Source organism: Colwellia sp. Bg11-12 (genome assembly GCF_014076955.1).
GTDB lineage: Bacteria > Pseudomonadota > Gammaproteobacteria > Enterobacterales > Alteromonadaceae > Colwellia_A.
Map to the genome: position 1 here is coordinate 96,113 of NZ_JACGUZ010000053.1, position 12,537 is coordinate 108,649.

11 protein-coding genes and 1 pseudogene are annotated in these 12,537 nt (G+C 37.9%); 5 read left to right on the top strand and 7 right to left on the bottom strand.

What is annotated here, in order from left to right:
• Nucleotides 1-253 precede the first annotated feature (253 nt).
• The 5 genes and pseudogenes from ccmA to ccmE all read left to right on the top strand — a co-directional run bounded on the left by ccmA (nucleotide 254) and on the right by ccmE (nucleotide 3,166).
• Nucleotides 254-928 carry a cytochrome c biogenesis heme-transporting ATPase CcmA gene (gene ccmA, locus H4J39_RS04095; RefSeq protein WP_259368750.1) on the top strand — a complete coding sequence of 225 codons (675 nt, stop codon included), beginning with the start codon at nucleotides 254-256 and terminating at the stop codon, nucleotides 926-928.
• A gap of 12 nt (nucleotides 929-940) precedes the next feature.
• Entirely contained in the window at nucleotides 941-1,633 is a 693-nt protein-coding gene (gene ccmB, locus H4J39_RS04100; protein WP_182226114.1) for a heme exporter protein CcmB, read from the top strand.
• Nucleotides 1,633-2,379, top strand: a complete 747-nt coding sequence (locus tag H4J39_RS04105; protein WP_182181711.1) for a heme ABC transporter permease — start codon at nucleotides 1,633-1,635, stop codon at nucleotides 2,377-2,379. Before ccmB ends, H4J39_RS04105 begins: the two co-directional genes overlap by 1 nt.
• Nucleotides 2,379-2,555, top strand: a pseudogene (ccmD, locus tag H4J39_RS19340) (heme exporter protein CcmD); the annotation flags it as partial. The gene H4J39_RS04105 and the pseudogene ccmD, both read left to right, overlap by 1 nt.
• Before the next feature lie 95 nt (nucleotides 2,556-2,650).
• Nucleotides 2,651-3,166 (top strand): cytochrome c maturation protein CcmE, encoded by a 516-nt coding sequence (gene ccmE, locus H4J39_RS04115; RefSeq protein WP_182226116.1) that lies wholly within the window; start codon nucleotides 2,651-2,653, stop codon nucleotides 3,164-3,166.
• A gap of 79 nt (nucleotides 3,167-3,245) precedes the next feature.
• Here the strand turns inward: ccmE and H4J39_RS04120 are convergent, their stop codons facing one another.
• From H4J39_RS04120 to H4J39_RS04150, 7 genes are all read right to left on the bottom strand, one after another.
• Nucleotides 3,246-3,467 (bottom strand): TIGR02922 family protein, encoded by a 222-nt coding sequence (locus H4J39_RS04120; protein WP_182226117.1) that lies wholly within the window; start codon nucleotides 3,465-3,467, stop codon nucleotides 3,246-3,248.
• Nucleotides 3,468-3,839: 372 nt separating this feature from the next.
• On the bottom strand, nucleotides 3,840-5,144 hold the full coding sequence (gene nagP / locus H4J39_RS04125) for an N-acetylglucosamine MFS transporter NagP (protein WP_404842678.1): 1,305 nt from the start codon (nucleotides 5,142-5,144) through the stop codon (nucleotides 3,840-3,842).
• Nucleotides 5,145-5,192: 48 nt separating this feature from the next.
• The gene (nagA, locus tag H4J39_RS04130) at nucleotides 5,193-6,332 is read right to left on the bottom strand and encodes an N-acetylglucosamine-6-phosphate deacetylase (protein ID WP_182226119.1); all 1,140 of its coding nucleotides are present in this window, start codon (nucleotides 6,330-6,332) and stop codon (nucleotides 5,193-5,195) included.
• 43 nt (nucleotides 6,333-6,375) lie between these two features.
• Nucleotides 6,376-7,269, bottom strand: coding sequence for an N-acetylglucosamine kinase (gene nagK / locus H4J39_RS04135; RefSeq protein ID WP_182226120.1), 894 nt, complete (start codon nucleotides 7,267-7,269; stop codon nucleotides 6,376-6,378).
• Between the two features lie 219 nt (nucleotides 7,270-7,488).
• Nucleotides 7,489-10,146 carry a family 20 glycosylhydrolase gene (locus H4J39_RS04140; RefSeq protein ID WP_182226121.1) on the bottom strand — a complete coding sequence of 886 codons (2,658 nt, stop codon included), beginning with the start codon at nucleotides 10,144-10,146 and terminating at the stop codon, nucleotides 7,489-7,491.
• 92 nt (nucleotides 10,147-10,238) lie between these two features.
• Entirely contained in the window at nucleotides 10,239-10,940 is a 702-nt protein-coding gene (locus H4J39_RS04145; protein ID WP_182226122.1) for a SapC family protein, read from the bottom strand.
• A 32-nt stretch (nucleotides 10,941-10,972) separates the two neighbouring features.
• Nucleotides 10,973-12,526, bottom strand: coding sequence for a tryptophan halogenase family protein (locus H4J39_RS04150; protein ID WP_182226123.1), 1,554 nt, complete (start codon nucleotides 12,524-12,526; stop codon nucleotides 10,973-10,975).
• Nucleotides 12,527-12,537 lie beyond the last annotated feature (11 nt).

Below are 12,537 nucleotides of genomic sequence, written 5' to 3' on the forward strand. Positions count from 1 at the left end.
AAATAAAAAATTTCAAACTAAAAATTTTGGTAATTCTAGCACTATATGATGTTTAATATCATCAATGTACTAACAAAATAAATGATTAATTTTCTCACTTCTAATGCTAGCCTTTACTGTGCGATATAGTATGATATTACCCGATTTGATAATGCGATCTAAATCAAATCGTTATGCCGCAAATTACGATAACATTCAGCTTATAAACTTGATGTAAAACTAACGTATAATAATTATTAAAAAAGTGATTCTATTGGCAAATTCTCTACATATTAAACCATTAAATAACCCAACAAATAATCAAGTACTGCTATCAGCAAACGGATTGACTTGTATTCGTGAAGACAGAATATTATTTGAAGCACTTAATTTTTCAGTATGTAGTGGCGATGTTATACAGGTAGAAGGCCCAAATGGATCAGGTAAAACGAGTTTATTGCGTATTTTAGCGGGATTATCTCAACCTTATGACGGCACTGTATTATTTAGAGAACAAAACATTACTGAACAGTCTGATGAATTTCACCAAAATCTTCTATATATAGGGCATTTACCTGGTGTGAAAGGTGAAATGACCGCTCAAGAAAATTTAGAGTTTACGCTCGCCTTACATGGCAACGATGTATCGACAGCGGAAGAAACGTTAGAAAAAGTGAATTTATTAGGGTTTGAAAATGCCCTAGCATCACATTTAAGTGCCGGACAGCATCGTCGAATTTCTCTTGCACGCTTATGGCAAAGTACAGCCCCTATTTGGATACTCGATGAACCTTTTACCGCTATAGATAAGCGCGGCGTCGAAAAATTAGAGCAATTATTTCTAGCACATGCTCAACGCGGTGGTTGTGTTATATTAACGACTCACCAAGACTTGTCATTTCCTGAAGATAAGGTGAAAAAAATCACTTTAGATTACCGCTTTTATTAGAGATAACTTAGCATGACACCCGAACATAATTTATCGTATAAAGCCGCATTCAATTTAATTATTAAACGAGATCTCACTATTGCTTTTCGTCATCGTGACGATATTATTAACCCATTATTATTTTTTATTATTGTTGTTACGTTATTTCCTCTTGGTATTGGCCCTGAATCTACGACTTTATCGCGTATCGCCCCAGGCATTATTTGGGTAGCCGCTTTACTTTCTACACTATTGTCGCTCGACCGGTTATTTAAATCTGATCATGAAGACGGTTCGTTAGAACAAATGATGCTGAGCCCTCATCCCATTTTTATATTAGTAATAGCAAAAATAACCGCTCATTGGTTGGTGACCGGCTTACCCCTTATTTTTATTGCCCCACTTCTTGCCGTACTGTTACATTTGAATGAAAATAGTTACAGTGCATTAATGCTAACGTTATTGTTAGGCACGCCCATATTAAGTTTACTTGGGGCTATAGGTGTTGCATTGACCGTTGGTCTTAAGAAAGGTGGCGTATTACTCAGCTTATTAGTATTGCCCCTTTATATTCCTGTATTGATATTTGCGACTAGCGCCATAGATACTGCGGCAATGAACTTACCCTACAGCGGACAACTTGCTATAATTGCCGCACTGTTTTTTGGCTCGTTAACCTTAGCCCCATTTGCTGTAAGTGCAGCGTTAAAAGTGAGTACTAACTAATGTGGAAATGGCTACATCCTTATGCAAATCCTGAAGTGTCGTATCACTTTGTGGGTAAATTATTACCTTGGATTTCAAAAATCACTTTTGTCCTGCTTTTTATAGGCATTGTGTGGGCACTGGTTTTTGCTCCTGCAGATTACCAACAAGGTGACAGTTTTAGAATATTCTATATTCATGTCCCTACTGCTATTTTATCGATGAGCATTTATATGGCAATGGCAACAGCAGCTTTCTGTAGCTTGGTATGGCAGTTTAGACTTGCTGACGCATCCGCTGCAGCAATGGCTCCAGTGGGTGCAGTTATTACCGCAATCGCATTGTTTACCGGTGCCGCTTGGGGTAAACCTATGTGGGGAACTTGGTGGATTTGGGATGCACGTTTAACCTCTGAACTCGTTCTACTTTTCCTCTATTTAGGGGTAATTGCTTTACACAATGCTTTTGAAGATAAAAATCTTGCCGGAAAAGCAGCCGGAATTTTATCGCTAGTAGGCGTCGTAAATATTCCTATTATTAAATATTCAGTTGAGTGGTGGAACACGCTTCACCAAGGTGCAACGGTTAGTAAAATGAGCGCTCCATCAATGAGTATGAATATGTTTTGGCCTTTCGTGATCTGCTTTTTAGGTATAGCAATGCTTGTTGCCTTTGTGATTTGTATCCGTTTTCGTACTGAAATATTATCACGTAACGGTATGCGTCCTTGGGTACGAGCATTAATTACCGAAGAAGGAGTTAAATAATGCAATTTGATAGTATTTCTGCATTTTTGGATATGGGTGGCTACGCATTTTTCGTTTGGTTATCATACGGCGTAAGCGCTTTTCTATTAGCAGCACTCGTATATAGCAGCCATAATAATCATAAGAATGTTAAAAATAAAATCGCTCAACGTTTACAGCGAGAAATAAAATTACGTAAAGCAGCTGAAAAGTCTTTAGCTGAAGCGAAGCAAACTGATGATAAGATGTCAGTTGTACAAGATCTATCAAAAAAATCTAATAAGGTTGTTCCATGAATCCTCGTCGTAAAAAACGTTTAACCATAGTTATTTCAATTTTAGTTGGCCTAAGTATTGTTGCAGGAATGGTGCTTTATGCCCTAAGCCAAAACATAGACTTATTCTTTAAACCTTCTGAAATATATCAGGGTAAAGACGATACGGGCATTAAACCGATTAACGGCCAGCGTTTACGTATTGGTGGTTTAGTTGTTCCTGGGAGTGTAAAACGTGACCCATCGAGCTTAGATGTTACTTTTGAACTCGTTGATATGAGAATGCCTATTATTTTTAATGATACAGACCCTGTCATTAAAGTGCATTATGATGGCATATTGCCTGATTTATTTCGTGAAGGACAAGGTATTGTGGCTAACGGAATGTTGGTTAATGGTAATTTCATTGAAGCCTCTGAAGTATTAGCTAAACATGACGAAAACTACATACCTAAAGAATTAGCTGATGACATGGGCGAGAAACATGTAAAGCCAAGCTATACAAAAGAACAGATAGAAAACCAACAATACTAGTAAAAAAAAACGCTACACAAAGGTAAATATTATATTTGCCTTTGTGTAGCGTTTTTTATTGTAAAATTTAATCGTTTAACTAGGCAACATCATAAGCCGATATAATGCGGTCACCGATTTTATTGAGAATGTTAATCTCGCCGTCACAGACAGCAATTATCGACTTACCTCGTTTAAAACTTTCAGGGATCACCACTCGACCTTCTGGCGACTGTAAGAACAATTCAATTTTATGTAAAAGTTCAAGGGATGTATCACTGTAATAAATTACTGTTACTGTCTTTTTTTGGAAGTCTTCCATGGTCCACTCATAATCTTATTGTTATATATAAATTCATTGAATCATCGCCACGTATAATTATCATGTCGTTCTATAACGGCTAAAGATCAAAACTCAATAAATAACTGATGAAATAAAGTACCATAATCAATAATACAAAACCACATTTTCTAAAACCAGCCCGTTAAACTGATATTCCTACTAAGCTATGGCTGTTTATATCTTTATACTGCCATAAACTTAAAGCAAAAAAAACCCTGAGTATAAACTCAGGGTCGATCAAATCAGATCGTTTAACGCACCCTCAACTAGTGAGATCGGATATCCATACGGATAAATTTATAAAATATGTCTATAAAACATTTACGTTTACACATTGTCCAGAGATGTAAACTACTTCCAACTTTTCATTTTATGGCCTTTAAGCGCATAAAATAAAATAAAGGCATAACAAGGTAACATCACGATATATCCCCCTTGTTGACCAAATGATGAACCGCTTGCTAAGCCCCAAAATAGTGGACCAAAAGCGCCACCTGAAATTCCCATAACGAGTAATGCCGAACCTACGCTGGTTAATTTACCCATGCCTGAAAGTGCCAATGGGAAGACTGCTGGCCAAACAATCGCATTTGCTAAGCCAAGGAAGGCAATAAGCAGTAAAGTGTCGGGCAATTGCGCACCACCAAAAGGAACAAGTACCGCATTGGCAATTGCATATGAATTATTGTCACCAAAAACCACGCCTAAACTAAGCAGTAAGCCTAAAATAGCCGAAACAGTTAACGCTTTTTGTTGCGAAATAAAACGAGGAATTAAGAAAATCCCTAGAATATAACCTACCACCATGCATATCATGGTGTATGAAGTCATAACACTGTAGTTTTCAACGCCTAAAGACAAAGCAAACGTGCCTATGGTATCGCCAGCAATGACTTCGACGGCAACATAGAAGAATATGGTCAAGACACCCAACGCTAAACTAGGGTGGGATAATGCTTCTTTTATATGTCCTTTGCTATTCGCTTCTTCTGAATCATCTTCACTGGGTAACTCAGGTAGTGATGATTTTTTTACGGCAAAACCTAACAAACCAATAAAAATTGCCATACCTAGGTAAGGCATAACAAGTGAATTAGCCATTTCGTCAATACGGGTTTGCGTAAGTACTTCAGCTGAATGCTCTTGAAAGCCACTTAAAATTAATGCCGTGAAAACTACAGGTGCAATAACACCCGCACCTTTATTCAAAATGCCCATGATGCTGATACGCGCAGCCGCCGATTCTTCAGGCCCTAAACGTACAACATAAGGATTAACAGCAGTCTGTAACAAAGTAATACCTGATCCCATCACTAACTGAGCAAACAAAAACAAAGCAAATATTTGTGTTTGGGCAGCAGGAATAAACAGCAATCCAGCAATCATCATCGTCGCCATACCTAAAGCCATACCATTTTTATAACCAATTTTACGAATAATGGTTGCTGACGGTAAGGCTGTAAAAGTAACAGCGATATAAAATGAGAATAGTATTAATGAAGCTTGGAACGGTGACAATTGTAAGATCTGTTTCAAGTACGGCATTAGTGACCCGTTAAGCCATGTGGCAAAGCCGAGTATAAAAAAGAGTACTGCGACAATGGCCATCGGTAGTGCATTACTCTTTGGTTTATCGTTTGTTATTGTCATTTCCATATATTCCTCAATATTTATCTTATTATTATTGTTTTACGATAGTTATAACTAACATGCTTTTTTGTAAACTCTATTTCCTGCAATCCAGGTAGACTTCACTTTAAATTTATCGTCAAGCTCAACAAAATCAGCTTGGCTTCCTATGATTAACCCCCCTCGAATATCACGTTGGTTGATATAATTTGCCGGATAACTCGAGGCCATTCTCAACGCTTCATCTAAAGGTAATTTCAAACCTAAATGGGTATTTTCTACCGCTTGTGCCATGTCTAACACCGAACCGGCTAACTCGCCTGTTGTTGAGGTTAATTTCCCCTTGTTCAATAAGACTTTCTTACCGACTAAATCAAACTCAATACTATTGGTTCCTACTGGTGGCATTGCATCTGTGACTAAAAAAATGGTTCCTGCGGGCTTGGCTTTAAGGGCTAATTTACAGCTGTCGTAGTTAACATGATGACCATCAACAATTAAGCCACAACTGGCTTGATCGTTTAACAATGCGCATCCTGTAACACCCGGCTCTCTACCTTGTATGGGCGACATCGCATTATATAAATGCGTAAAACCATCAGCCCCAGCAACTAACGCTTTTTGCGCCGTATTAAAATCAGCATTGCTATGCCCTAAGCACACCTTAATACCTAAAGAAACCATACGCGTAATATCGTCAGTATTTACTGTTTCTGGTGCAAGTGTTACTAATATTTGCCCCATATCTTTGCGTTCAAGTACTTGCCACTCTTGCAATGAAATTGGGCGAATATGCTCTTCAATATGAGCACCTTTTTTCGCCACAGATAAATGAGGCCCTTCAAAATGAATACCAATAATACCAGGCACTTTTTCTGCGATAGCTTTAGCTATTGCGTCAGCAGCTTGCTCCATTACAGATATTTTATCGGTAATAAGAGTCGGTAGCATAGCGGTAGTGCCAAATTTGGCATGAGCCGCCATAATCGTTTTAATATTATTCAATGAAGGTGAGTCGTTAAATAATGCGCCTCCACCTCCGTTGACCTGTAGATCAATAAAACCAGGAACAACCAAACCTTCTAGTACTTCATCTACGCTTGCTGTGTTGTTGTCGAATGCTATGATTTTTCCATCGGCGATCGTTAACACTTGATCGTCAATATAGTTTTGACCATCAAATAATTTTTTAACGTAGAGACGAAATATAGTCATAGCAATGGTTGTTCCTTAAGTTATTTCAATAAATGAGATAGGCTTACTGTAAAGCAAGCTGTTGCTTAGCAAAAATGATAGAACCCACCTCAGGAGGATATAACGGTTCAATAAGTTTCGCTTGAAGATCTATATCTAACCAAGGTTTTATTCTTGGTGTTAAACCACCAATTAATGATATTTCAGGAGGATGTTGCTTTAATAGCTGCTTAGCAACATGACTAATATACTCGGCGCCTTCATTAACAATTGCTAAGGCAAGTTTGTCACCTTCTTCAGCTGAGTCAAAAACCAAATTCGCCATACGAGCATAAAATGCGGCGGGTTTTCCAGCAATAACTTCAACGAGTTCAACATCATCTTTTACCTTTAATAGCGCTAATATCTTGTCATTAATTGATGACGGGGGAATAAGTCCATCGAGTGACAATAAAGATTGTTTCGCTGCCTGCAAACCAAACCACGCGCCACTGCCTTTATCACCATGAGGAAAACCGTGCGCGCCAACAATATATGAATGTCCATCTACATAAGAGAAACCACACGACCCCGTACCTGTGATAATAACCGCACCGTCTTTTCCGTCGTGGGCACCAAGACAGGCAACGAGGAGATCAGTGGTCAGGTACATCTTTTTAAACGGATGTTGCCAATTTGACATTTGTTTAAATAAAGCGGGTAAATTAACCCCCGCAAGGCCAACGCCAGCAACTATATGACCCAATTCACTTTCATCAATTCCAGCATCTTTAAATGCTAATTTAGCTGATTCAGCAATCGAGTTAATTGCTTGTTCATATCCATGTAATGGGTTAGCAGGACCTGCAATACCGGTTCCTAATATTTTGTTATCACCCGACATTACGATAGCTTTACACTTACTACCACCGCCATCAATGCCTAAAAATATTTCTTTATTGTCACTGCTGCTCAGCATGTTGACCTCATGTCTGTATATTTATTATTTTGTCACTCAAACTGATAAACAATCAGTGACTAAAATATATTCTGATTTCATCTTAACGACTAATGACAGCGTTGTCATTTACTTTTTAAGTAAAAATCAATTATTTTTATTTATATTCAACAAATAAAAACACAATAGGCTGATTAAACTAAAATTATTAGCTAAACAGCCCATAGGGTCAACTGTGAATTAGTTGCTTTTAACCGTAACAGAACGACCTTTACGCTGCCTGTCAAAACTAATACTCCTAACGCTCACGTCTCCTTTAATATCAACGGGGGCTTCATAAAGCGTCCAGTTGCCCGCTTGTTCTTTATACTCAATAGCAATGCCCGGAAAGGCGATGTTGGCATAAAGCTTCCCCTCTTTCACAATCGCCCCCACAGTAGGTAATCGATAAAAAATGTTATCATTTTCTAATTTAACTAACGCTTTTTGACCAATAGTATTTGCAAATAATTGCCATTGTTGATTACGTTGTGCTTTTTTCTGTGCCGTAAAAAATTTGGTTGCTTGACTGTATTTAGCTCCTTGATAATTATACGGAACCGCCCAATCAGCTAAATGCCATGCACGCTCGGCTAAAGCAAAAAGTCGTGGAAATAATTTATATTGCGCCGTATGGTCAGTACGTGTGTTTTCACTCCACAATTGCCCTTGGATACCCAAAAAACGATTACCTAACTTCATTGGTGTTTGGCTATCATCGGCTTGATAAGGGTTGTCTTGACGGTCTAACCAAAACTCAGCATGAATAGGTAGATTGTCGGGTATAAATTGGAAAACTTTTTCAGTATTCGTATGTCGAGAAGCCCAATAGTAACCATGTTCTTTGGGATCCGCTTCATAAGGAAAATCAAAATACAATACATCGGGTGATGACAATACAACTTGCCAATCTCTATTGACCAATTGATGGGTTTTATTATGACCTCCCCAAGCTAAAGTATCCCAGGCATTGGACTGAACAATAGCAGGCATATTTTCTTTGCGAGTATGCTCCATACCATCACTCCAACCTGCAGTTTCTATATCCAAATCAGATAATATATTCGCAACACGCTCAATAAAATAAGCACCAAGCTCACTCATTTCCTTCACGCCTTTATCATTATTGGCAACAAAATCTATACAAGCTTGCGACTCTATCCAAGCCCCAGCAGTTTCATCTGCACCAATATGGTAACGCGTTAGTGGTTGACCGCCATCAGCATGAATTTTTTTAACTTGAGTCATCACTTCAGTAACAAAGTCGTAGGAAGACTCTAAACAAACGTTAATGGTATTATCATTATAAAATTGAACCGAGGAGTAGACCGTTGGGTCATTAACCTCATGGAGAATAAACTGTTGCGATTTGTCACCTTGTTCGGCTATAGCGTATTTTTTAGTACGCGCTGCCATCGCTTTAATCGCGGCACGCGAATGCCCTGGCATATCTAAAGAGGGGATCACTTGAATATGACGGGCCGTTGCCGCTTGCAATATTTCTTGATAGTCAGCCACAGAATAATAGCCATTTACTTCACTTTTAGCATCAACGCCAGCACCGAGTTGTGGTGACAAACAATTTTGGTCGTTTAAATCAAAACAACGTCTACTGCTAATTTCGGTTAATTCCGGTAATGAAGGGATCTCTAATCGCCAGCCTTCATCATCACCTAAGTGTAAATGTAGCTTATTAAGTTTATAAGCCGCCATTTGATCAAGCAGCGTTAAAATAAACGTCTTATCGTGAAAGTTACGCGCAACATCAATTAACAAACCGCGAAACTCATAATGAGGTTCATCATTAACCGTTAACACAGGTACTTGCGTTGAACCTAAGGTGATTAAGCTTGATAGTGATTGCAAGCCATTAAAAACACCAGCGCCGTCAACACCTGTTATCTTAATATCTGTTGTGGTGATGTCTAATTGGTAACTGCCAATCATTTTACTGTTGTCTTCAACAAGTCTTAACGTGACAGGCTTGCCTTGAGTATTATTAGCAATACCTAAGGTGTCTAAGCGAGTAATTGCTACCATAACATCATCTTTTTCGACATTGCCATAATCAACATTAATACCAGAAGTAAGACTAAGCTGAGCATTATTCTTACTATAAATAACCGACTTCGGCGTAGGTATAATCACCTTGCTCACATCGAGCTTTTGCTCACCTAATTGAGTATTTCTTTGATATAAACTTGCCGCATCGAGCCACTGAGTAGAATCTTGGGCGGTACGTTTAAACTGCTTTTCAACATCAGTGAACGGCACAACATAAGGCAGCACTTCTAATCCTGTTTCACTGTTTGTATATGGCTTGGTACTGGCTATTACACGAGGTTGTAAATTATTTACACTGACAATATAGTTAGGTAAAGCATCTGTTTCAGACAACGACCAAAACATAGCTCTAAATAATAAGGTTTTGGTTTCACCCGCAGTGAAACCTTTAAATTTATCATTCAATGATATTTTATGTAAATCGCCATTAATATGAACAATGTTGAATTCTTCACTCTCAAAGGATTGAATAGGCGCAATTTGACTAAAGTGAATATGCCAATCATTACTTTTAATCGCTTGAGAAGCTGTAAAGCTTAGTTCAACTTCAAAGCAATTACCGTCAGCGATGTTTTTATCACACTTATCGCTAGGTATATTTGTTATTACTTTATACTTAACATTGAGCGTAGCAGCAATATTATCAATATCAGTTTGAGAAGCTTTAACTAAGCGCTTAAGTAATACATCTTGCTGGGTCTTGTCATTGGTCGTAGCGGAATGAATTGTTGAATTTTCACAGCCGAATAAATTTATGCTCGTTACCAAAAATAAGACGAGGAGTTGTCTGTTCATGTTTTTCTTACTCACAAGTTTACGTTAATCAATAGAATGCCAAAACTGCTTCGGGGGTTGAGGTTCCATTATAAATTAGTTGATGTTGATGTTTAGTTTTCGCTAAGGCTAATCAACTTCGCTATACGCTGTGTAGAAAATAAACAACTATATATCGCAGCAAGAAACCCTTTGTCTTTTAATTCTTGGTAGTTTGAATCATTTAAATCTTTAAAGGCTTCTTCATCGATGGAATATAACCCCGTTACCGTAAACTCTTTACCGTTACTAGGTTTAATCGTTAATGATTGAGAAGAGAGTAAACTTTTATCTACCATTGTATTGATAAAAAGTTGAGTTGCATTCAGTTGTGAATTAGCTCGAGCAAGATTTTCTGTGACTTGCACTAAATACTTTGTTTGCTCACCTGTATCAGTAAACAATGCTTCACCATCGCTCTCTGATACCCTTTTACTGTCTAAATCAATACCCACAACAAAATTATTAGGTTGTTCAACAGACGACGATAATACGAAAGGAAAGTTAGTTAGGTGCTGAGGAACATATAAAGCATTCCAGCCCTCTTTTTTATGAAACAAATTTTCCTGCGGCCTTAAACCAAGTAACGCAACTAAATGGAAACGTCCTGTTTCTGCATCTTTTATAAAAACAATAGGATATTCCGCCTGGACTTGCGGTAATTCAAAAACGGAAATCGGTGTAACATGGCTATTAGCACTATGTGCATAACTAGGGTCTACTTTTACTTTCAGTGCTTGATGCTGACTTTTATTGAGTGGCGATAAGTTAGCCATGTATTTCTCCAGTAATATTTATTTTTATATTTTTATATTTTTTGAAAACCAAAAGCCCTTACCTTATTCAGTAAGTCTCTATTGGTTGGCAGATTATTTTGTAGGTGTTGTTTTAATTTAGCATTTTTCTTTAAAATGCTTTCAAGCATACGGTGTTCATTAAACGTTGAAGCGTTATATTCTAATGCTTGTGCGTAGCCCATGCCGTGCAAAACATATTGGTAGCTGTCTTGAATAAAAGGTTCAAAGGTATTTTGAAAATCATATTTACTCACCGGACGATGTTTCCAATTATCGAGTTGCTCTAATAAACTCTCTGGTACAGAATTTAGAGACTTATTTTCTAACCAAAAACTTTCTTGTCGTTGAGATAAAAAATAATGTAACTTAATAAAGTCTATCGTCCTTTTCCAACGGTAGTGAAATGAGTCGTTGAATGTTTTTTCAACCGCGGGTAATTGTCGCTTATTACGAGGAAATAATTCACACAGCATATTGGCTGAAGCCTCTATGAGAAAAATAGCTGAAGCCTCTAAGGGCTCGACAAAAGCGGCAGACATACCTATTGCCACACAATTTTTTTCCCAAAATTTATTTCTATACCCTGATGAAATTTTTAACCTTCGCGCCGACAGTTGTTCTGCTTGTGGACCAATATAATCACGTAATGTTTGCTCTGCTTGATCATGACTAACAAAATCAGAACAATAAACATAGCCAGTGCCACGGCGATTTGACAACCCTATGTCCCATGTCCAACCCGCAGAATGTGCTGTTGAAATAGTTGAACTACTTATAGCATCCTCTTCATTTTGATAAGGCACTTGTATCGCTATAGCATTATCGGTAAACAAAACGTCGTTAATAGGCGTAAACCCGACCCCTAAAGCTTCACCTAACAACAAACAGCGACCACCCGTACAATCTACAAAAAAATCACCGTCAATACGGCCTAACTCTTTTGTGTCAATAGAGGAAATTTCACCTAAAGCATTCAAATTTGCTGATAATACGTTTGCTGCTAGATGCTTAACACCGAAACGTTCGCAGCTTATCTTTTTTAAAAAATCAGCAAATTTTCCTGCATCTAAATGATAAGCATAATTTAATAAGCCATCGTATCCTCTATTAGCTATTGTTTTTGGTGCTAAACCACCTTCACAAATAAGCGCCTGTGGGCTAACAAAATTAGCGTAATCTATTTGCTGATCTGACAAAGACCAATAAGGACTGAGATTAAATTCATCTGCATGAGCAACAGAACTAAACAAATGATAATAAACAGAGTCTTGACCATTTTTAGCAGGCGTTCGCCAATTAACAAATTTTGTTGCCTGCTTAAAAGAAGCATTACAATAATTAATAAAGTCATGTTCTTCGATATCTAAATCAGCCAATGTTTTTCGCATAGTTGGCCACGTACCTTCGCCGACGCCCACGGTTGGAATATCAGGTGATTCAATGAGAGTAACCTGCACTGAATCTGACTTATTCGAGCCAAGATGCTTCGCAAGTTTAGCTGCTGTTAGCCAGCCAGCAGTACCTCCACCAACAATAACAACTTGATTAATCATTCCATCATTCATTCAATAGCACC

Bases quoted from the DNA above. Each gene is read 5' to 3' on its own strand.
- H4J39_RS04145 (WP_182226122.1), bottom strand. From the start codon at position 10,940: ATGGCTAACTTATCGCCACTCAATAAAAGTCAGCATCAAGCACTGAAA.
- H4J39_RS04105 (WP_182181711.1), top strand. From the start codon at position 1,633: ATGTGGAAATGGCTACATCCTTATGCAAATCCTGAAGTGTCGTATCAC.
- H4J39_RS04120 (WP_182226117.1), bottom strand. From the start codon at position 3,467: ATGGAAGACTTCCAAAAAAAGACAGTAACAGTAATTTATTACAGTGAT.
- nagK (WP_182226120.1), bottom strand. From the start codon at position 7,269: ATGCTGAGCAGCAGTGACAATAAAGAAATATTTTTAGGCATTGATGGC.
- ccmE (WP_182226116.1), top strand. From the start codon at position 2,651: ATGAATCCTCGTCGTAAAAAACGTTTAACCATAGTTATTTCAATTTTA.
- H4J39_RS04140 (WP_182226121.1), bottom strand. From the start codon at position 10,146: ATGAACAGACAACTCCTCGTCTTATTTTTGGTAACGAGCATAAATTTA.
- nagP (WP_404842678.1), bottom strand. From the start codon at position 5,144: ATGGAAATGACAATAACAAACGATAAACCAAAGAGTAATGCACTACCG.
- H4J39_RS04150 (WP_182226123.1), bottom strand. From the start codon at position 12,526: ATGAATGATGGAATGATTAATCAAGTTGTTATTGTTGGTGGAGGTACT.
- nagA (WP_182226119.1), bottom strand. From the start codon at position 6,332: ATGACTATATTTCGTCTCTACGTTAAAAAATTATTTGATGGTCAAAAC.
- ccmB (WP_182226114.1), top strand. From the start codon at position 941: ATGACACCCGAACATAATTTATCGTATAAAGCCGCATTCAATTTAATT.